18 protein-coding genes are annotated in these 20,450 nt (G+C 70.7%); 12 read left to right on the forward strand and 6 right to left on the reverse strand.

What is annotated here, in order from left to right; translation table 11 throughout:
- Nucleotides 1–8: 8 nt before the first annotated feature.
- From HS104_00365 to HS104_00375, 3 genes are read right to left on the reverse strand one after another with little or no spacing between them, the layout of a single operon-like run.
- The gene (locus tag HS104_00365; protein ID MBE7478435.1) at nucleotides 9–1,397 is read right to left on the reverse strand and encodes a glycosyltransferase; all 1,389 of its coding nucleotides are present in this window, start codon (nucleotides 1,395–1,397) and stop codon (nucleotides 9–11) included.
- Between the two features lie 5 nt (nucleotides 1,398–1,402).
- Nucleotides 1,403–3,610, reverse strand: coding sequence for a heparinase II/III family protein (locus HS104_00370; GenBank protein ID MBE7478436.1), 2,208 nt, complete (start codon nucleotides 3,608–3,610; stop codon nucleotides 1,403–1,405).
- Nucleotides 3,611–3,641: 31 nt separating this feature from the next.
- Nucleotides 3,642–5,042, reverse strand: a complete 1,401-nt coding sequence (locus HS104_00375) for an O-antigen ligase family protein (GenBank protein ID MBE7478437.1) — start codon at nucleotides 5,040–5,042, stop codon at nucleotides 3,642–3,644.
- A 39-nt stretch (nucleotides 5,043–5,081) separates the two neighbouring features.
- Between HS104_00375 and HS104_00380 the strand changes: the two genes are divergently transcribed.
- Entirely contained in the window at nucleotides 5,082–5,693 is a 612-nt protein-coding gene (locus tag HS104_00380; GenBank protein MBE7478438.1) for a polysaccharide biosynthesis/export family protein, read from the forward strand.
- A gap of 15 nt (nucleotides 5,694–5,708) precedes the next feature.
- Complete coding sequence (locus HS104_00385; GenBank protein MBE7478439.1) at nucleotides 5,709–7,178, forward strand: oligosaccharide flippase family protein; 1,470 nt, start codon at nucleotides 5,709–5,711, stop codon at nucleotides 7,176–7,178.
- Nucleotides 7,179–7,182: 4 nt separating this feature from the next.
- On the opposite strand, the gene HS104_00390 is transcribed toward HS104_00385, so the two are convergent.
- Nucleotides 7,183–8,145, reverse strand: coding sequence for an SUMF1/EgtB/PvdO family nonheme iron enzyme (locus HS104_00390; protein MBE7478440.1), 963 nt, complete (start codon nucleotides 8,143–8,145; stop codon nucleotides 7,183–7,185).
- A gap of 278 nt (nucleotides 8,146–8,423) precedes the next feature.
- Between HS104_00390 and HS104_00395 the strand changes: the two genes are divergently transcribed.
- Genes HS104_00395 through HS104_00435 form a run of 9 tightly spaced genes read left to right on the forward strand, consistent with a single transcriptional unit; the run spans nucleotide 8,424 to nucleotide 17,926 of the window.
- Nucleotides 8,424–9,152 carry a serine/threonine-protein phosphatase gene (locus HS104_00395; protein MBE7478441.1) on the forward strand — a complete coding sequence of 243 codons (729 nt, stop codon included), beginning with the start codon at nucleotides 8,424–8,426 and terminating at the stop codon, nucleotides 9,150–9,152.
- Between the two features lie 2 nt (nucleotides 9,153–9,154).
- The gene (locus tag HS104_00400; GenBank protein MBE7478442.1) at nucleotides 9,155–10,339 is read left to right on the forward strand and encodes a glycosyltransferase family 4 protein; all 1,185 of its coding nucleotides are present in this window, start codon (nucleotides 9,155–9,157) and stop codon (nucleotides 10,337–10,339) included.
- A complete protein-coding gene (locus HS104_00405; GenBank protein ID MBE7478443.1) occupies nucleotides 10,336–11,013 on the forward strand; it encodes a polysaccharide deacetylase family protein in 678 nt (225 codons plus the stop codon). The genes HS104_00400 and HS104_00405 overlap by 4 nt, the downstream gene beginning before the upstream one ends.
- Nucleotides 10,976–11,956, forward strand: coding sequence for a hypothetical protein (locus HS104_00410; protein MBE7478444.1), 981 nt, complete (start codon nucleotides 10,976–10,978; stop codon nucleotides 11,954–11,956). Before HS104_00405 ends, HS104_00410 begins: the two co-directional genes overlap by 38 nt.
- The gene (locus HS104_00415) at nucleotides 11,953–13,428 is read left to right on the forward strand and encodes a hypothetical protein (protein MBE7478445.1); all 1,476 of its coding nucleotides are present in this window, start codon (nucleotides 11,953–11,955) and stop codon (nucleotides 13,426–13,428) included. Before HS104_00410 ends, HS104_00415 begins: the two co-directional genes overlap by 4 nt.
- Nucleotides 13,421–14,128, forward strand: a complete 708-nt coding sequence (locus tag HS104_00420) for a hypothetical protein (GenBank protein ID MBE7478446.1) — start codon at nucleotides 13,421–13,423, stop codon at nucleotides 14,126–14,128. The genes HS104_00415 and HS104_00420 overlap by 8 nt, the downstream gene beginning before the upstream one ends.
- Nucleotides 14,129–14,136: 8 nt before the next feature.
- The gene (locus HS104_00425; GenBank protein ID MBE7478447.1) at nucleotides 14,137–15,243 is read left to right on the forward strand and encodes a hypothetical protein; all 1,107 of its coding nucleotides are present in this window, start codon (nucleotides 14,137–14,139) and stop codon (nucleotides 15,241–15,243) included.
- Nucleotides 15,240–16,613 (forward strand): phenylacetate--CoA ligase family protein, encoded by a 1,374-nt coding sequence (locus tag HS104_00430; protein ID MBE7478448.1) that lies wholly within the window; start codon nucleotides 15,240–15,242, stop codon nucleotides 16,611–16,613. Before HS104_00425 ends, HS104_00430 begins: the two co-directional genes overlap by 4 nt.
- The gene (locus HS104_00435; protein ID MBE7478449.1) at nucleotides 16,610–17,926 is read left to right on the forward strand and encodes a hypothetical protein; all 1,317 of its coding nucleotides are present in this window, start codon (nucleotides 16,610–16,612) and stop codon (nucleotides 17,924–17,926) included. Before HS104_00430 ends, HS104_00435 begins: the two co-directional genes overlap by 4 nt.
- Here HS104_00435 and HS104_00440 read toward each other — a convergent pair.
- The gene (locus HS104_00440; GenBank protein MBE7478450.1) at nucleotides 17,897–18,916 is read right to left on the reverse strand and encodes a polysaccharide deacetylase family protein; all 1,020 of its coding nucleotides are present in this window, start codon (nucleotides 18,914–18,916) and stop codon (nucleotides 17,897–17,899) included. The genes HS104_00435 and HS104_00440 overlap by 30 nt on opposite strands.
- Nucleotides 18,917–19,007: 91 nt before the next feature.
- Between HS104_00440 and HS104_00445 the strand changes: the two genes are divergently transcribed.
- Nucleotides 19,008–19,307: an STAS domain-containing protein gene (locus HS104_00445; protein MBE7478451.1), complete on the forward strand. Its 300-nt coding sequence runs from the start codon at nucleotides 19,008–19,010 to the stop codon at nucleotides 19,305–19,307.
- Nucleotides 19,308–19,357: 50 nt separating this feature from the next.
- Here the strand turns inward: HS104_00445 and HS104_00450 are convergent, their stop codons facing one another.
- Complete coding sequence (locus HS104_00450) at nucleotides 19,358–20,449, reverse strand: GNAT family N-acetyltransferase (protein MBE7478452.1); 1,092 nt, start codon at nucleotides 20,447–20,449, stop codon at nucleotides 19,358–19,360.
- Nucleotide 20,450: the final 1 nt, after the last annotated feature.

A 20,450-nucleotide genomic window follows, 5' to 3' on the forward strand; every position in this document is an offset into this window, starting at 1 on the left:
TCGCACTTTCATTCCCGTGGGTCTTGGCCACTCCTGCCGATCGCGATCTGGTTGTGCCAAGACTGCCCAAGTCCACGCGAGTCTGCTACCGCTGCGTGCCGACTCGAGCGTCCGGCAACCGCTGCGCTCTCCAGGACGCGGGCAAATCGCCCCGCCTGGCGGCGGCGGTCGAAACGCTCCGGCTCGAGCGGCTCGCTCTCCGAAGGCAGCTCTCCGGCTCGGAATCTCCGTGCGAGCCCGGCAAGCGCCGACGCGATGCGCTCGGCGTCGCGCGGAGGCACGACCTCGCCTAGCTGCTGGCTTCGCACCAGCTCCGCCAACGCGCCTTCGGGACAGAGCGCCAAGCACGGACGCCGGAGCCCGAGGATCTCGAAGATCTTCGCGGGGTAGATCCGCTCGGCGCCTTCGCAGGCGTCGAGCAGGCAGAGCGCGACGTGGCAACGGGCCAGCTCCTCGACGGCGCGCGCGTGCGGAACGTACCCGAGCCGCTGGATACCGAGCGCTTCGCTGCCTTCGAAGTGGCGCTGCTCGGTGTCCACGATGCGGCCGACGAAGCGGATGTCGAACAGCCGCGCGAGCTCCGGCTCCGTCTGGTGGAGGCGGCGCACGCCCTCGATGAAACCCTCGGCGCTGGTCAGCCGGAAGACCGTCCCGGTGTAGGTCAAGACCAGGCGTTCGCTGCCTCGGGCGGGCGGCTCGAGCTCGAGGTCCGCCGGATCGTAGCCGTTCTCGATGGTGACGACGTTCTCGGGCGCGAGAAACCCGAAGCGCTCGAGCAGCTCTCGGCGGAAGGCCTCGGTAGCGGTCGTGACCCGGTGCGCGGCGTGCAGGCAGGCCCGCTCCAGGACTGCGTCGAAGGCCGCCGAGCCCGCCATCTCGTACACGCGCCGGGTGGTCGTCCACTCGTCGCGATAGTCGAGCACCACGCCCACACCCGGCCGGAGCCGAGCGAGCAGACCGAGCAGGTGCGACGAGAATGGCGGACCGCTGACCAGCACCACGTCCAGCGAGCGCCGCGGCAAGAGGTGAGCTGCGACTGCGAGGCCCGCTCCGGGCAACCACAAGACCTGCGGGTCCGGCACCAGCAGCGACTTGACCGCCCGCGCGGCCCGCGTGGTCGAGCGCGAGGAGAGGCTCGGCTCGATTGCCGCCTGAGCCTTCCACGCCAGGGCCTTCGCCGCGTACGCCGGCTCCAGAGTCCGCGCGCGCTCCACCTCGAGCCCGGCCGGCAGCTCGCTGAGCAGGGATGGATCGAGCAGCGGAACCGACGGGTTCTTCACCGTGAGCACCGTCGGCGTGACGCCGTGCTCCGGCAGGTACTTCGCGAGCTTCAACATGCGCTGGACGCCGGCGCCACCCACTGGAGGGAAGGCGTACGAGACGAGCAGCGCACGCATCTCCGTCACTCCTTGCACGGAGCGGTCTCGAGCCGCACGAAGCCCCCGGCTCCCGCCGCCCTACCGGACGGGTCCTCGGACAGCCTGAGCGAGAGCGCGCAGCCCGCCTTGCGCTCCTCCGCGATCCGATAGCGCCGCCCCGGTTCGAGCCCGGCGATCACCACCAGATCGGCAGGTGCACCGAGATCCGCCGATGCCGATCCGGCCTCGGCGAAGAGCACCGCGACGCGCTCCCCGGCGCTCTGCCCGAGCGCGCCCCGCAGCTTGTCGCCGCGCACCCGGCGCGCCGGAGGCGGCGCGGCGTCCTTGCGATCCGCGGTGATGAACGCCAAAAAGCCGCGCTCGCGCTCGAGCTTCTCGCTCCGGACCTCGATGCGCCACATCGGCCCCCAAGGCGAGCTCTTCTCGTGAGGGCCGTCCTTGCTGGCCGTGGGCTCTTTCAGCGCCACGCGCTCGGCCACCTCCGGCTCCAGCATGCGGATGTCCACCCGCGACTCACCGACCGTCGCGCTGATCAGCTCGCCGGCGATGCTCGGGCTCCGCGTGACGTGGGCGGCCCAGGCGGCACCGATGCTCGGCCGCTCGAGCTCCAGGCGATCGTCGATGACCAGTAGCGCGGGACGCACGTAGACGAAGGAGCGCGTCAGGCGCTCCACCGAGCGCTTCTTGCAGCCCTCCGTGACGCACTTGGGTAGGTAAGCGTCGCCGATCTCTCCCACGGCGAGCACCACCCGTCCGTCGTCGAAGAAGCGGCTGGTCTTCACCGCTCGGCCCCACACCCCCTGGTTCGGCGGGTAGTTCATGGCCCGACCGCCGTCGTCGATCAGCAGGGTGTTGTGGTTGATGGTGGCGGCGCCTTCGGAATCGCCGCCGTCCACGAGCAGCGCGTCGCTGCCGCGCCAGAGCTCGAAGTGCCCCTGGTCCTTGTCCTGGTGGTCCGGCGAGAGGAACGGCCCGGCCTGGAACGACGCCCAGACCGCGGACTTCGACCAGTCGCTGCGCGCGAAGCTGAGTCCTTGTCCGGGCAGGTGATGGCTGGTCGGAAGGCCTTGGCGCGGGTCGCGTGCTGGTGCGTCCGGGCGGCTCGCGAGCAGGCCCAGCCAGGCTTGCTCGCGCGTGAGCGGTGGCAGGACGTGGTCGACCAGCCAGCGGGCTTCGGCGGCCCGTGTGTCGTTCGTACCCTGGAGCGCGAGGCTCACCGCCGAGAGCGCGAGCGCAGAAGGAGCCGCTGGGTGCTCGCCCCAGGTCCCGCCGTCGTAGACCGAGCGCTCGTCGGGCAGGAGCGCGTGCACGTGATGTGGCACGACGTCCGCGAGCCACGGCATCGCGGCAGGCACGTCGATACCTGCGCCGGTGCGGAACGCCAGAGCCACCAGCGCGATCTCGACGCTGGTGTACTCGCCGTATTGCCAGCCCTCCGGATACCCGCCGCCCGACAGCTGGTCGCGGAAGCGCGGCAGCACCTTGTCCGCCAGCTCCGAGCGGGCCTTCTCCAGCCACTTGTCGGCGACGCTCGCCTCGCCCGCCAGCGCGAGCCCCGCGAAGGAGAGGGCCGACAAGTAGCCCCAGTAGTAGTTCGCGAAGGGGTGGTCGTTCAGGTACCCGTCGCGCGCGTACCAGTCGAGCCACTGCGAGAGCCGCTCGACGATGCGCGCGCGCAGCGCGGCGTCCATGCCCGGCGCGCCGCGCAGCCAGTCGGAGCCGAGCGCCGTGTAGGTGCCGAAGGTCCGGATCCCGTAGCCCGAGTCGTGTCGCACCACGCCTTCGCCACCCTTGCCATCCCCGACCTCGTAGCGATCGTCGAGCAGCGTGCGGACGTAGCGCACCGCCGCCTCGCCGTGGCGATCGTCCTGGCTCGCGTGCCAGCACAAGGACAGGTTCGCCACCGCGTCGGCCCACTCGAACCCCTGGTAGCCGGAGCGCAGCTTCTCGCGCACGGCCTCGTCGCAGCGCGCCTCGACTCGAACCCAAGCCGCGCTCTTGCTCTTCGCCGCCTGGCGCAGGCGCTCGAGCGCCGCAGCGTCGAGCACGATGCGCCCGGGGCCTTTGGTACCGCTGGCTGCCGAGAGCTTCGGCGCGGCCAGCGCCACCGGCGGCCCCTTCAGCTCGGCGGGATCCGGCGCCGTCGCACGGTCCGCCGCGCAGCGCTTGCACGAAGGGGTCGGGAGCAGCGCCAGAAGAAGCGCCAGCATGCGCCAGGAGCGCCGGAGCATGCCGACTCCCGAAGCATCAGCCGTGCCACGCTCACAACACGCTACGCGTGTACAGCCAGACTGTCCCGATCATCGCCACGCTCCCCGCGACGACGATCCCGAGGTCGCGCCAGCCAAAGTGATGAGACTCATCGGGATCGTGCCGGCGGATCGCCGCGGCGAACGCTCCAGAGAGCCCGACGAAGATCCAGAACACGTAATGGTAGGCGAACGACAGGAAGAAGATCCCCACCGACAGGCCGGCGAAGGCGGCGAGCAGCGCCATCGACCAGGGCCGCACGAGCTGAACCGCGCCGTCGGCCGCCTGCGCGCTCTCTGCGTCCTCCGTGTGCCGCCACGCTCGGTAAGGGATCTTGGCGCTCGTGTAGACCAGGCCGCTGAACAGCAGCATGCCGGGGAAGCCGAGCTCGGCGAGGGCGAGCAGGTACGAGTTGTGGGCGGTCAGGTAGTGGTAGCGCCCGAACTGCCCGAGCCCCGCGCCGAGCAGCGGGTGCGCCCGCCAGATCGACAGCGCCTCCGCCCAGCAATCGGCGCGCTCCACGCTGGAGGTCTGAGCCTCGCCCCCGGCGCGCCCGCCGAGGAACAGCAGCGGTGTCGCCAGCAGCGCGCCGAGCACCAGCCCGCGGACGCCGAAGCGACGCGCGAACGGCACGGCCAACACGGCCACGAACACCAGCTGCCCGCCGCGCGAGCGCGTGAGCATGGCGCACACCAAGACCAGGACGAAGACCGCGGCGAGCAGCGCACGGCCCCCGAGCGTACGGCGCCGGGCGAAGCCCAGCGCGAACGCCAGCGGCAGACCCACGCCGGCAGCGAGCGCCAGCTCGTTGGGATCCTGGAGCACGCCGCGATAGCGAATGCGCCCCTTGCCGACCGTCGTCGTGCCGAACCAGCCGACGTGCTCGCACATGTACTGGGCCCCCGGCTCTGCGTCGCCCAGGTAGCAGTCGCGGGCGACGTTGCACCAGCGGCCGTCGTGTGTGCCGGTGGTGGTGTCGCCGGGCACCGTCTCGTCGATCTGAATGCAGCCGGTTGGCTCGAGCTTCTGCTCGACGGCCACGACGGACACCAGGACCACCATCGCCAGCACGCTGCCGGCGACGATCCCGAGACCGCGAAAAGTCTGCACTCCGTGCGCGATCAAGAGGTAGAGCGCGGCGCAGACCGACAGCTCGAGGGCCTGCGCAGGGACGCTGCCGGGCGAGCGGATCAGCGCCGTGAAGGTCGCCCAGAGCAGGAACCCGAACACCCACGGGTCGAGCGGCGACCAGCGGAGGCGGGTGATCCCCAAGCGCAAATCCAGCACCAGCCCGAACACCGCCAGGCCGAACGCCACGTACAGGAGCGGCACGTTGGCAAGCGACGTGAACACTTCCTGCGGCCGCGCGTAGATGGCGGCGACGAGCAAGACGATGCCTGGGATGGCGAACATGGCGGAACGGACTTAGGGTGGCGAGCGGAGACGCGTCAGATGGATCCGCTCGTTTGGCTGGCAAAGATAGGGCTCGTGATCCTGTGCGTCGCCGGCACGTCGGCGTGCGGGGCGCGTGAAGCCAGAGTCGACTACGCCGCGTGGTCGGTCAACGATCCGCGCCAGGGTGCCTATCGCATCGGCGTGTCGGACGTGATTCGCGTCACCGTCTGGAAAGACCCTTCGCTCTCCACGGACACCACCGTGCGACCCGACGGGAAGATCACCGTGCCGCTGATCGGCGAGCTGGAAGCTGGCGGTCGCACGGCGGCCGAGGTGCAGGAGCAACTGGTACGGCGTCTGGCAGCCTTCGTGAAGGACGCAATCGTGACGGTGGCGGTGGTCGAGGTGAACAGCTATCGCTTCACGGTGGCCGGCAACGTGGAGCGCCCCGGGATGTTCACGCCCCGCTACTACGTGACGGTCTCCGAGGCCATCGCCCTCGCGGGCGGGCCCAATCGTTTCGGTTCGACCGACGAGACGGTGGTGATCCGCCCCCGCCTGGGCGCACCTCCCGTGCGCATCCCCATCGACTACGACCGCATCCTGACCGGCGAGCGGCCCGAGGCCGACATCGTCATCCGCCCGGGTGACACCGTGCTCGTCCCCTAGACCCACGGAGGTGAAGTGACTCTGGTCCGAGACACCGTGCGCGGCGCGCTCTGGACCATCCTGGCGGGCGTGGGCTCCCGCGCGTTCGGCCTGATCGGCACGCTGGTCGTCACCCACTACGTCAGCCCGGGGGACTACGGCGAGGTCACCGTCGCCGCCGTGCTGGTGATGACGGCGAACCAGCTCTCCACGCTCGGTCTGGGGCAGTACCTGGTCGCCAAGCCCGACGCGCCGCAGAGCGCCGCGTTCCACGCCAACCTGGTGCACGTGGGGCTCGGCGTGCTCGCGCTGGCCGTGCTGCTCGCGACGGGCTCGCGTATCGGTCCCGGCCTGGACGCACCAGGGATGACCCGTTTCCTGACCGGCCTGTGCGTCGCTGGTCTGCTCGACCGCGCAAGCTTCGTTCCGGAGCGCCTCTTGGCTCGGGACCTGCGCTTCGGAACCATCGGCGCGCTGCGCACCGTGTCCGAGATCGCGCACACGAGCACCTGCATCTGGTTGGCGATGGCGGGTTTCGGCGCTGCGGCGCTGGTGTGGGGGAACATCGTGCGTTCGGCGCTGCGCCTCGTGCTGGCGGCCGGCGCCATGGGCTGGCGCGCCTGGCTGGCGCCGCATCGACTGTCGCTGGCGATGCTGAGAGAGCTCTTCGCCTTTGGGGTGCCGGTCGCCGTCGGGGCACTGGCGTCGTTCGCGACGCGGCGCTGGGACAACCTGTTGGTGTCGCGCTTCTTCGGCCCGTCGGTGACAGGCATGTACAACCTCGCGTACAACCTGGCGGACGTCCCGGCGATCCACGTCGGCGAGCAGATCGGGGACGTGCTCCTTCCCTCGTTCGCCCGGCTGGATCCCGCGCGCCGGCCCGCGGCCCTGGTCCGCGCGTTGGGTCTGCTCGCGCTCTTGGTGTTCCCCCTGGCCGTGGGCCTCGGCGTGATCGCGCCGACGCTGGTGGGGACGATCTTCGACGCACGCTGGCAGCCCGTGGCGCCGATGCTCTTGATCCTCTCGCTGCTCAGCGTCATGCGTCCCGTGGGCTGGGTCATCTCCTCCTACGTGCAGGCGCTCGGCCGCCCGCTGCCTCTGATGTGGCTCGAGCTCGCCAAGCTCGCGCTGCTGGTGGGTGCCCTTGCCAGCATCGGACGCCAGAGCCCGCTCTGGGCCTGTACCTCCGTCGGAATCGTCTTCGGGCTGCACGCCCTGGCTTCGCTCGCGCTGGTCCGAAAGCTGGACGGCGTCCCGCTCGGGAGCTCGCTCGCCAGCTTGGTGCCGGCGCTCCTGGCCTGCGTTCCCCTGGTGGTCGCCACGCTGGGCGTGCGCCGGGTACTCGGGACGACGGGTGGCGTTCCACCGCTCGTCTCGCTCCTGCTCGAGATCGCCGCCGGCGCGTTCGCCTACGTGATGGCCGCGTGGTTCGTCGCTCGGAGCAGCGCTCGCGACCTCCTGGCGCGGCTCCGCGAGGCGCTGTCGCGAGAGCCGGCGGAAGACTGACGCTTCACTTGGCACAGCGGAATCCGAGCCGGTCGCCCAGGTCGTAGGTGTCGTACCAGTCGCGCGACGACGCGCGCATCCACACCGCGGTGCTCTTGTAGCCGCCTCCGCGTCCCACGTAGGTCGTGCCCTTGAGCGGGCCCTTCGGATCCACGTTCGGCGCGGTCTGGTAGTAGGCCTTGTCGTACCAGTCGGCCAGCATCTCCACCATGTTGCCCGACATGTCGAGGGCGCCGTAGGGGCTCGCGCCCTTGGGCAGGGACCCCGCCGGCTTGGCCTTCTCGCCGCAGCCCGACATGTTCGCCTGCTCGCAGCTGGGCTCCGAGTTGCCCCAGGGGTACTTGCGTCCGTCGGTGCCGCGCGCGGCCTTCTCCCACTCTGCCTCCGTGGGCAGGCGCTTCTTGGCGAACGCGCAGTACATCTTGGCGCGGCCCCAGTCGATGCAGCTCGCTGCGTAGTCCTTCTTGTTGCAGTCCCAAGCACAGCTCGGCGGGTCGCAGGCGCCCGCGATGACGCACGCCGCGTACATGTCTTGAGTGACCTCGGTCTCGTCGATCTCGAACGCGGCGAGCTTGACCGTGCGCATCGGCTTCTCGTCGTCGGAACAGTCCTGGTCGAGCGCGGCGTTGCAGCCCATGATGAAGTCCCCCGCGGGGACCGCGACCATCTTCATCGAGTCGCCGCTGCTCGTGCAGGCGAAGGGCGGCGCGCCTGCGCTGCCACCGCTGCCACCGCCACCACCGCCGGCACCACCGCTGGCACCACCGCTGCCACTGCTGGCACCGTTGCCACCGTTGCCACCGTCTGGCGTGCCTGCGCTACCGCCACCGGCGGTCGAGCCGGCGAAGCCACCGGCACCGGCCGAACCGCCCGTCCCACTCTCCGGAACGTTCGCTTCCCCACAGCCGCCGAGTGCCAACGCGAATGCTGCGAGCGCTACTCGATTCGATACGGTCGCGCGATCCATGGCTTCACTCCTCGAGCCGGGGAACGGCAACACGCGTGCCACGACCGCGTCGGAGGGAGTCGCTGCGCAAAACCGCGCAATTTCCGGCGCGACATCGCGACCTTTGCGCGAGCACCATGCTGACCAATTCACCACTTCGGGCGTCTGGTCGTCCCTCGGGTGGAAGCGGCTGCGCACAGGCGGCGTACCGACCGCGTCGACACGCAGAAGTTGCTCGGTTCTGCACGAGCCCCAGCCGAGAAGCCAGTGGCACGCAGCATGCACCGCAATCCTGACGCATGGGCATCAAGAGCCGCATCACTTCGCTTCCCTGGAGCTCCGACGGCTTCCGGGTGGCGGCGGAGTGCCGGCCCGCCGACGAGCTGGCGGGTGACTTCTACCTCGTCACCGCTCGCGGCTCGGGTCGCTTGATGGTGGTGATTGGCGACGCCTGCGGTCGCGGGCGAGACGGTGCCGCGCTCTTGCCCGGCATCGTGCCCCGCGCGCGCCAGCTCGCGGCCTCGAGCGCGAGCCCTGCACACCTGCTCACCGAGCTGAACCGCACGGCCGCCGCCGCCCTGCCCATCGATCGCTTCGTGACCGCTGCGGCCCTCGAGTTCGACCGGGAGCTGTGCACGCTCACGGTGTCGAACGCCGGCCACGTCCCCGCCCTCGCACGCAGTGCGTTCAGCAACGTACGGGTGCTCGGTCGCGTGGCAGGCCCGCCGCTCGGCGTCGTCGCCAACGCGACCTTCACGGAGGAGGTCTTCCCGTTCCGAGACGGCGACAGCGTCGTGCTGATGACCGACGGCGTGCTCGAAGCGATCGAGGTTGACCTCCTGGGAATGGACAAGCTGCGCGCGCTGGTCGCGCACGCACCGGCCCACGCCCGCGGGCTGAATCACGCCATTTTGGCCGCACTGGACCGGCGCCTGCGAGGACGCCGCCTGGACGATGTGACGTTGGTCACCGTGGAGATGACCCGCGCCGCACATGGACGCTCGACGCACCTCGAGCGCGCGAGCTGACCATGCGGGTGCTGGTCCTGACCAAGATCTTCCCGAACCGGATCGAGCCGCACTCGTCGCCGTTCAACCGCCAGCAGTTCGCAGCGCTGTCGCGCTGGTGCGACGTGGACGTCCTGGCGACCATCCCGTGGTTCCCTGGCTCGGGCGGCTTCTCGCGCTGGTCCCGAGCAGGTCGCCTCCGGCGCGTGCCCGCGCTGGAGCGCATCGACAACTTGAGCGTGTTTCATCCTCGCTACGCCTACCTGCCGAAGATCGGCAGCGCCGTCGCCGGCCCGCTCTACGTGGCGTCCTTGGCACCCCACGTGCTGCAGTTCCGCGGCGGCGCCGACGTGCTGCTCGGCTCGTGGGCGTATCCGGACGGCTACGCGGCGGTGGTGCTGGCGCGCCTCCTGGGCGTTCCCGCCGTGGTGAAGGTGCACGGCTCCGACGTCAACGTGCTCGCGAACGATCCGGCGGCGCGTCACCGGCTCGGCTGGGCGCTCGCGCAGGCCGCACGCGTCGTCGCGGTGAGCCGGCCCCTGGCGGCGCGGGTGGCGGCGCTCGGGGTGGATCCGGCGCGCGTCACCGTCGTACAGAACGGCGTCGATCCCGCGCTATTCTTCCCTCGCGACCAGCGAGCAGCGCGGGCGAAGCTGGGCCTCGGGAGAGCGCCGGCCGTGCTCTACGTCGGACGGCTGGACCCCGACAAGGGCGTGCTGGACCTGGTGCGAGCCTTCCAGCATCCCACCCTGCGCAACGCCGAGCTCTGGCTGGTCGGCAGTGGGCCGGCTACCGACGACTGCCAGCGGCTCGCCGGCGAGCTGGGAGTGCGCCTGGTACTGCTCGGAGAGCGCCCGCACCGGGAGATCCCCGAGTACCTGGCGGCCTCGGACGTGCTCGCCCTGCCGAGCGTCGCCGAGGGCTCGCCGAACGTGGTGAGCGAAGCGCTGGCCTCGGGCCGGCGCGTGGTGGCGAGCAACGTGGGCGGCATCCCCGACCTGGTGACCAGCGACGTCTTGGGCGAGCTCGTGCCGCCGCGAGATCCGGCGGCGCTGGGCCGGGCGCTCGGCGTCGCCGTGAGCTGGCCCCACGACCCGGAGTACGTGGCCCGCGTCGCGGCCATCCCCAGCTGGCAAGAGAGCGCGCGTCACCTCTACCAGGTGCTGCTCGAGGTCACCGGGCTCGTCCGGAGAAGGGCGGCGGCATGATCGGCGAGTTCGCCGCTGCTCGGGCGATGCCCAAGAGCCGGCGCGCCTTGCGCGCGGTGGCGGAGGCCGTCCTGCCGTCTTCGTTGTTGGTCGTGCGCGGGCCCGCCACGCGGCGGCGAGTCGCGCTGACCTTCGACGACGGCCCGAGCGAGCTCTCCTTGGAGTACCTCGAGCTTCTGGAGCGGCACGCCGCACGCGCGACGTTCTTCCTGGTCGGCGCCGAGTGCGAACGGCGACCCGACCTGGTGCGCGAAATGGCGCGGCGCGGCCACGAGCTGGGCAGCCACGGGCACAGCCACGAGCGCTTTCCGGAGCTGTCGGCCAGGCGAGAGCTCGACGCAGAGCTCGCCTCGAGCTCGGCGCTCTTGCCGGGCAGCGCGGGCAACCATCGCTGGGTGCGTCCGCCCTACGGTGCCCTGTCGCTCGGCACGCTGATCAGCTGCGCTCGTGCCGGGCTCACGCTCGTGCTCTGGTCCTTGGATTCGGAGGACTGGCGTACGCAGAGCCCGCGAGACGTCGTAGCGCGGGTCTCACCTCACACGGTCGAGCCGGGCTCGATCGTGCTCTTGCACGAGGGTCAGCGTTGGACCCTCGACGCGCTCGGTGAAATCGTCCCAGAGCTGGAAAGGAGCGGCTATGAGCTGGTCACCGTCGGCGAGCTCCTCTCGGGCTAGCTCCTGGTGGACGGATCAGGAGCCTGGCCTCCGCGACCTCGGGGCCTTCGCGAGAGCTTTGCTGCTCGCGGGGCGGGAGCGCCCGCTAGTCAGCCTGCTCACCAGCCTGCTCTTCGCCCTGGTCGTCGTCGCCGCGATCGCGCTCTTGCGCCCGGACCACGCGCCGCGCTTCGTGCTGCGCGTCGTGGAGCCGAACGCCGATCCCACCACCTTGCCTCGCGCCCGGCGCCAGCTGGCGGAGTACGTGCGCGAGGGCATTCTGACCAGCGAGGCGCTGCTCGGCGTCATGGAGCGGCACGACGTCTACCCGACGCTGCGCCGGAGCAACCCACCGGCGGCCATCGAGTCCTTCCGCGAGGACATCGACATCGAAGTCCACCAGAACTATTTCCTGGAGGAGCGCACCGTGGCCGACGCGCCGCGCTCGGCCCGGCTGGTGCTGAGCTTCCGCGCCAAGGAGCCCGCGCTCGCGCTGGCAGTGACGCGTGAGCTCGGACGGCTGGTCGTGGAACGCGAGCAGAACGCGCGCAAGCAGCAGGCCCAGGCCAGCCTGGTCAGCGCCGAGGTCACGCTGGAGCGCGCGAACCGCGCCCTGGGACAGCGGCTCGCGGAGATCTCTCGCAAACGCGCGCGCCTGCGCGAAGCCACCCAGCTGGACCCGCTCACGGAGGTGCAGCTGGTGAGCCTGATCGGCTCGCTGGAGTGGCGAGAGCAGGAGCTCGAGAAGAGCCAGGCGCGCAAGGCCGCGCTGGAGCTGGGCTCGATGCGGGAGACGCACAGCATGGGGCTCTCCTTCCAGATCGCGGACGAAGGCGCTGTCCGGAAGTCCGCCGAGCTCAGCCCGCTCCGACTCTGCCTGGGCGGGCTCGCCGCGTTCGTGGGCGGCCTGCCGTTCGCGGCGGCTCTGGTGGGAGCCTTCGCTCCGAAACGAGGTGACCCGTGAACCGCTCCAAGATCGATTCCACCCGCGTCGAGCCGCGCGCCGAGCTGGACCGGCTGCTGGCGTTTCTGGGTCGGGCCTCGCGTTTCTGGCGAACCGCGCTCGCGCTGGTCCTGATCGGGGAGCTCGGCTGCCTGGCGTTCTTGCTGCTCAGGCAGCCCCTCTACCGCTCGCAGACCGTGCTGCTCTACACCGAGACGGTGCGCAGCGCGGAGACGGGAGAGCCCTCGATGGCTCCGAAGAGCGTCGCCGCGCGGATGCAGGAGCTGCTCAATTCGCGCCGGGAGCTCAGCGGGGTGGTCGAGCAGTTCGATCTGTATCCCGACGTGCGCAAGACCTATGGAACCTTCGACGCCGTCGACGAACTGCGCAAGCACATCGAATTTCGTGCGCCGGGCGGGGACACCTTCAGCATTGCGTTCCAAGGCACCTCTCCGGAGCAGGCCAGGGACGTGACCGCTCGGCTCGCCGAGCTGGTGGTCACGCAGGACGCCGATCTCCGCAAGAAGCAGACCGTGGCGGCCCGCGACTTCCTGGCCGAGGAGAAGAAGCGCGCAGCCGAGCGCTTGAAGAACGCCGAGCAAGACCTGGCGGGCTTCATGGCCGCACACCCGAGCTTCGCGCTGGATGCCATGCCGCTCGCCACTGGTGCGGCCATCCGGGCGAGCGTCGCCAGGCCGGGGACCACGACCCCGAGCCGGCCTCGAGTCGTCGCCCTGCCGGCCGCGAAAGCTGAGAAGGAAACGAGCGTGGCACCCCCCGCGCCCGCGGTGCCGTCACCCGCCGACGAGCGCGCGGCGCGTGAGGCCGCCGAGGAGGCCGCCCGCGCCGGCGCGGCGGTGGAGGCCGCGCGGCAGAGCGTGGCCGAGAAGCGCGAGCGCTACACGGACGCGCACCCCGACGTCCGCGCGGCGCGCGACGCGCTGGCGCGGGCCGAGGGCCGCCTCCTCTCCGCGCGCGCGAAGCTGTCGATCGCCACGCCGCCGCCAGCGCCGGCGGCGGTCCCAGCACCCGCCGGCGAGGACACGAAGAAGGCCGCTCCGCGCTACGTCACGGTCCCGCGCACGCCCGCAGAGAAGACGGGTAACGCCGCCGAGACGAAGACCGAAGATCTGGTCGCCCTGGAGACCGACTGGGCACGACTGATCCGCGGGGTCACCGAGGCCCGCCAGCGCCACGATCAGGTCGAGGCCGCGCTGTTCAAGGCCGACATGGCCGAGAGCTCGGCGAGCGGCGGGCAGGGCACCCAGACCACGATGATCGATCCGGCGTACCTGCCCCAGCGACCGATTCCACCGGGTCCACGCACGATCGCGCTCTTGTTCTTCGCGGCCTCGGTGCTGGCGGGCATCGGCGCCGCGCTCGGGCGCGCGGCCCTCGACGATCGCATCTACGACAGAGAGGGCGCCGATGATCTGATCGACGTGCTGGCGGAGGTCCCGGCGATGCGACGGCAGAGGAGGGCCCATGTCTGACGGAGGCTCATCGGTTCGCCCCATCGTCTCAGTGGGAAGTGTGCGCCAGCGCGCTGCGGACACCCAACTCGTCTTCATCGACGCCGAGCTCCCCACGCCGCTGGACCCGCGCTTGGTGCTGCTCGCGGAGCCCAGCACGCCGCGCGCCGACGCCTTCAGGCTCGCCCGTCATCGGCTGGAGCAGCGCAAGGACCCGCGCCTCGTGGCCGTGACCAGCGTGGCAACCGGCGACGGCAAGACCACCCTCGCCGCCAACCTGGCGCTGGCCATCGCCGAGGAGCGGGGTCCGTCGGTGCTGCTGGTGGACGCTCACCGTACCCGCCCGGCGCTCGCCGAGATGTTCGGGCTCCGCACCGATCTCGATCTGCTCCCGGCAGCCAGCTCCCACCGGTACGCGCTCCAGCGGGTCGCGGACACCGGGCTGTGCGTCGGGCTCGCGCTCGGTCAGGTCGTACCCATCTCCCAGGCCGAGCGCGATGCGCTGCGCGTGGCGCTGACGGACCTCCGGCTCTCATTCGACTACGTGATCATCGACGCCGGCGCGGCGCTCGACGGCATGCTCGTCCACTGGATCGCCGAGCTGGTGGACGGCGTGCTCTTCGCGGTGAGGCGCGGCGTGACCGAACGGCGCAGCCTGCGCCGCGCCATCGACGGGCTCGCTCCCGTGCCGTTGGCCGGGGCCGTGGTGCTCGACGGCTAGGGGGCGCGATGCTCGGTCTGGCGCTCCCCGGCAAGAACCTGCACCGCTGGATCCTCGGCTACGCGCGGGCGCTGCTCGAGCGGGCCGCGGAAGCCGAGCCGGTTGGCCCACGCCATGTCCTGGTCGCCCTGTGCGACCACTTCGAGCCGCTCTGGGGCGGCGCGAGCGACGCGACAGGGAGCCAGCGCGTGGAGCGTTGGCTCCGCGGCTACCCCGAGCTCGCCCGAGCCTTCCGCGACAGCGACGGGCGGCCGCCGCGTCACAGCTTCTTCTTCCCGCTCGAGCAGTACCGGCCGGAGTACCTCGAGATGCTGGCCAGCCTGACCCGCGACGGACTGGCCGAGGTGGAGCTGCACCTGCACCACGACGCCGACACGGCCGAGAACCTCGAGCACACGCTGCAGAAGGGCGTGCAGAGCTTCTCGCGGCACGGGCTCTTGGGCCGCGACCGGGCGGATCGCATCCGCTACGGTTTCATCCACGGCAACTGGTGCCTGGCCAACTCGCGCCGGGACGGCCGCTGGTGCGGCGTGGACAACGAGCTCGAGCTCCTGTTCGCGACGGGTTGTTACGCGGACTTCACCTTCCCTTCGGCGCCGGACGAGACACAGCCAGGTATCGTGGATCGCATCTACTGGCCCGCCGGTGATCCCAGTCGGGCGCGCGCCCACGAACACGGCGAGCGCGCTCGCGTCGGGAGCGCCCGCGACGATCGCGTGCTCTGCATCCAAGGACCGCTCGCCCTCTGCCCGGGTGGACGCTTCGGCCTGCGCATCGAGAACGGCGCGCTGTCGGCGCGCGACCCCGCCACACCCCGGCGGGCGAAGAGCTGGCTCGCTCAGGCCATCCACGTCGAGGGCCGGTCGGACTGGATCTTCGTCAAGCTGCACACCCACGGCGCCCCGGAGCCCCAAGCGGACTCGCTCTTGGGGGACGGCGGTCGCGCGCTGCACCAGGCGCTCGGTGCGCTGTGCACCGACGGTTCGCGCTTCCTCCTCCACTACGTGACTGCCCGAGAGATGTTCAACGTCGCTCTGGCAGCCATGCACGGTCGCTCCGGCGATCCCGCCGGCTACCTGAGCTACGAAATCTCCGCCCCCCCGGTGATGTCATGAGCGATGCCTACGGCGTGTTGTTCCGTGAGATTCTCCACCCGACCTGGGAGAGCGGCGTTCGGCGCCGCCCCACGCTCGCGCACCTCCGCGAGCTCGACCGAAGCCAGTGGCTGTCGCACGACGAGCTGATCGAGCTTCAGAGCCGCTCGCTCGGGCGCTTGCTCCGCCACGCGCAGGCGAACGTGCCTTACTACCGTCGTGCCTTCGAACGCGCTGGGGTCGACGCGGGTGACGTGAAGAACGTCGAGGACCTGCAGAAGCTCCCGCTGCTCACCCGCGAGGCAGCCCGGGAGACCCTCTCCGATCGCTCGTCCACCCGCGCGCCGTTCCCCGAGGTCCACAAGATGACGAGCGGCACCAGCGGCACCCCGCTGGCGTTCGCCTACGACCGCGACTCGGACCACTGGCGCAACGCGGTGAAGCTCCGAGGCTACGGCTGGGCCCACTACCAGCCCGGCGACAGGAGCGTGCACTTCTGGGGCAGCCTCGCCGCGTTCCACCCGATCCCGGCGGCCAAGCGCGCGAAGATCGCGGTGGACCACCTGCTCCGCCGCGAGCACTTCGTGGACTGCACCGACCGGTCGGAGCAAGCACTCGCGCGGGTCGTGCACCTGCTCCAAGAAGTCCGCCCCAGCGTGCTCGTGTGCTACTCGCAGGCTGGCGCGGCCCTCGGGCGCTACCTGCTCGAGTCGAAGAGCCAGGTCGAGCCCGGCATGTCCGTGATTTGCGCCGCCGAGCGGCTGTACCCTGCGGATCGCGAGGTGATGGTGCGAGCGTTCGGCCCCCACGTGTTCGAGACCTACGGCAGCCGAGAGGTCATGTTGATCGCGGCGGAGTGCGACGCGCACCAGGGGCTCCACACCTCGATGGAGAACCTGGTCGTCGAGCTGCTGGTCCGAGACGAGCGCGGGACGCGCCCTGCCGCCCCCGGTGAGCCGGGCGAGGTGGTGCTCACGGACTTGCACAACTTCGGGGCGCCGTTCATTCGCTACGTCACCGGGGACGTCGCCACGGCGTTGCCGCCCGGCCGCTGCGCCTGTGGCCGCGGGCTCGACCGCCTCGCCAGCGTGGAAGGGCGCGTGACCGACACGCTGCGCGACGCTCGCGGGCGTCCGGTCAGCGGTCTCTTGTTCAACGTGTTGTTTTCGGTGATGGCGGATCGGGTGCGAGAGTTCCAGGTCATCCAGCGCCGCGACGGCAGCATCGACCTCGGGCTGGTGCCGGCGCAGGGCTTCGACCAGAGCGTGCTCGAGCGCGTTCGCGAGGGCGCGGGCAAGTTCCTTCCCGGTGTCGAGCTGCGTGTCGCAGTGGTGCCCGAGATCGCCGCCGACCAGAGCGGCAAGCGCCGCGTCGTGAAAGTCGAGACGTGACTCGCCGCTCTCCGCACCGATCGCTCGGCCTGCTCGTCGCGCTGATGCTGGCGAGCGGAGCGGCGCGGGGAGCCGACACCGAGGTCGCCTTGGTCGGAGAGGCGCAGCTCGGCTGGACCGACAACGCCCAGTCTTCCCCCGACGAGCCGGTGCCGGGCGTACCGGAGAAGAAGGCTGATGCCTTCGCCGTGCTCAGCCCCGGCCTCGGGCTGACGCGGGGCACTCGAGGCGCGCTCCAGCGGCTCGGCGTGACCACCAGCGTCACGCTGCACTGGCACGAGCGGGACGCCGACACCTGGTCGAATCGCGCGGAATACCAGGGCCTGTTCGATCTCGATCCGCGCACTTCGCTCTTGGTCGGCACGAGCGCCAGCACGACGCGAGCCTGGACCGCGACCATCGTCACACCGGCAGGCGCGGGTGAGCTCAGCGGTACGCTCCAGGGAACCGGCACTACGCTCACGCTGGGCGCGGACGAGACGCTCTCCCACGACCTGACGCGGAGCCTGCGGGGCTGGCAGGGCGCGCGCTTCGCCTACGGCCGGTCCTTGGACGACTCCGCTCAGCCTCGAAGCACGGACACGCAGGCGAGCCTCGGGCTCGAGCGGAGCTTTCGCCTGGACGCTGTCGGCCTCGAGCTTCGCGGAGAGTACGGCACGGTGAGCTCGAGCGCCGCCAGGCCGAGCGTGCGTCAGCTCACCAGCACGGCGGTCGCCATCCACCGTCACGACTTTGGCCGCTACTTCACCAGCCGGCTCGAGGCCGGCGCGATGCGCGTGGACCGTCCGAGCTCGGGTCGCCATTTCTGGCACCCGAGCGCTCTGGCGGCACTCGCTTACACCGACGACTGGGGCGGGGCGGCGCTCAGCTACTCGCACCGCGCCACCACGAGCGTCACCCTCGGACAAACACTGCTGGTGGACGAAGTCCTGCTCTCTGGTGCGGTGCCGCTCCTCGGCGAGCGCACGCTGGTGGTGGCAGGCTCGGCGGGCTATCAGCGCGGGCGAGTGATCGAGGAGGACGCCTCGCGCGGCGCGCGCCTGGAGGTCACGCTGGCCGATCTGGGGCTCGCCTGGCAACTGGCCCCATCCGCGGCGCTGGGGCTGCGCTACCAGCACACCCGGCAGCTCGCTGACGGCACCGCTCCCCCCGACCCGCTGAGCTTCAGGAGAAACAGCGTGCTCGCCGGCGTGAGCCTGCGGTTCCCTCCGGAGACCGAGCTCCGGCGACCGCTCCGGCAGCCGTTGCGGGTGGACCGGGCCGACGACGTTCGGGGCCGTCGCTCAGGCGACCATGAGCGCCGGGTGGACTAACATCGCGCGGAACTCGCCGAGCTGCGTGCCGACGTCCAGCGAGATGCGCCCGACGTCGAACGGGTGCGCTCGACCCGAGTCGCCGCCGACGCCGACCGAGAAGCCGAGCTCGTAGCCGGCCGCGCGCACGCTGTCCACGAGCCATGGGCGGCCCACGATCGGGTGCCCCACTGGGTAGGAGATCGCGCGGGGCGCCTCGCCAAGAGCTTCTTGGATGTCATGGCGCGACCCGGCGAGCTCGGCGTCCACTTCTTCCCTGCGGAGGTTTTGCAGAATGCGGTGCGTGCGGGTGTGCGAGTGAACCTCCATCCCCGCGCGCACCAGCGCTCGGACTCCCTCCCAGTCGAGCACGAGCTCGTCGGCAATCCTGCGCTCGATCTCCCGGTTCCAGGGCACCCCCGCCGCCTCGTTCACCTCGTTCAGGAACCGCTCGACGTCGAGATCGTAGCTCTGCTTGAAGACCGCGAGTAGGCGCCGCACCGCGGCCTCCGCCCCAGGGGAGAGGTCGAGCTGGAGGGGGACGGGGTAGCGAATCGAGAGCCGGCTGACTCGAGCCGAGCGCACGACGAAGCTCAGGCGATCCCACCAGAAGGCGCGACGCTCCCCGACCATCGTGGTGGGGACGAAGAACGACGCACGCACGCGGTGCGCCAACAGGATGGGCAAGGCGCGCGTCAGGCACTCGCGATATCCGTCGTCGAAAGTGACGAGCGCCGGTCGCTCCGGCAGGCGCTTGCCCTGGTTCGCGTGATCGGCGAGCTCGTTCACGGTGATGGGCGTGAAGTAGCGGACCAGCATCGCCATCTGCTGATCGAGCTCCTCGGGGGTCGCGTCGATCACGCCCCGGTCGAACGGCTGCGACTCGGGATCGGGGTGGATTCTGTGGTAGTTCAGCGCTGGCACCCAGCCAGACCCCGGCGAACCCACGCGCAGCAAGAGCTCGACGACCCCGGATGCGTCGAGCAGGCGTGCGAGGCGTCGCCGAACCATGACATCGGGGGTCGTTGCAAGCGACATGCCCCGGGGCGGTTCAGGGGTATAGTCACCCTCGGATCGCGGCTTGCATGGCTTGGTGGTGCCCATGAAGCATTCTGTGGAAGACGACGGAAAGACCATCCGACTGCACCTGAGCGGAGAGCTGGACGCGCTCACGGCCAGCGATCTGCGCCCGACCCTGGACGAGCTCTCGGCGCAGAACGGCCGCGACGTCGTCGTGGACCTGTCGGCCTTGCGGCTGATCGACAGCTCCGGCGTCGGCGCGCTCGTTTCACTGTACAAGCGCGTGCGCGAAAATGGCGGCAGCGTCCGCTTCGACGGCGTCACCGACCAGCCCCTCGCGATCTTCAAGCTGCTCCGGCTGGACTTGGTCTTCGGCCTCTGACGCAAATCGATCGCTGTCGGACCGCCTCAGCGAAGCCGTTTCGCACCGCGTCAGTGCGCCCGGAGGGCCCGGTGGAGGTCGCGCAAGCGCTGTTCGAGGGCGAAACGCATCAGCGGCCGCTGGACCCGGGCCCAGATCAGGGTGGTGCTGCCGGTAGCCAGGTTCTGCTTGTAGCGCGCATCCCCACCCAGGAAGTCGTACACGTCGTGCCCTGCTCGGGCATTGAAGCTCACCGCGCGGGCATGGCACACGTAGCCGGGCTTCTTGCGCGGATCCTCTTCGCTCGCCAGGCCGCTCTGATAGAAGAGCACGCGCCCCTGCCAGACGAAGTTGTAGAGACAGCCGATCGTGGCCCGTGCGCTCCGCACCCGCATCAGCTGGATCTCGCCGTGCGGCAGGCGGCGCTCGATCAGCTCGCGGTGGAAACCGAGGAACCACGGATCGGAGAAGGCGCCGGGCTGACCCCGAGCGTTCCAAGCTCGCTGGTGCAGCTCCACGAGCTCGGCGAATACCTCGCGAGCCGCTGCCGCGCTCTCTGCGACGTTCACCTCGATCTCACCGTAGCCCCGCTCTGCCCGACGGATCTGCGCGCGGGTGCTCGATCCGAGCAACGCCAGGTAGCCGCCCGCCGCCGCGCGTACCCTCCCCAGATCGACGTAGGGTGATTCGACGCGTCGCTCGATCACGACGCGACCGGCACCCAGCGGCTCGTCCAGCGCGCGGCCCGGGAATCCGTCGCGGGAGAGCGCTGGCAGGAACAGCTCGTCCCAGGCGCCCGGCAAAAGCTCGATCCACTCGCGGAGGCCCAGCTCCGCGCCCGGCTCGCACAGGAGCGCGTTGTGCTCGAGCGTGAGCTCGTCGTAGCGCGGGTCCCCCGTCGTGTTCAGGTAGCGCGCCCGGCTCGGCAGCAGTCGGTGGCGCACGACTCGGCGCGCGCCCAGGAAGAACAGCGCCACGGTCTGGTCCCCGCGGAGGAGCGCGTAGAGCGGCGGCCTGACTGCCGCCGGCAAGGCGTCGAGCCACGTCTCGACGAAGGGCCAGCTCGTGAAGTACTGGGGCTGGGCGCGCGGTGTGAGCCCGCACCAGAGCTCCCGGGCGCGCGACGAGCCCGACTCGATCTGGCAGAGCCCGAGCGTCGCCACC

Source organism: Polyangiaceae bacterium (assembly GCA_015075635.1).
Classification (GTDB): Bacteria; Myxococcota_A; Polyangia; order Polyangiales; family Polyangiaceae; genus JADJKB01.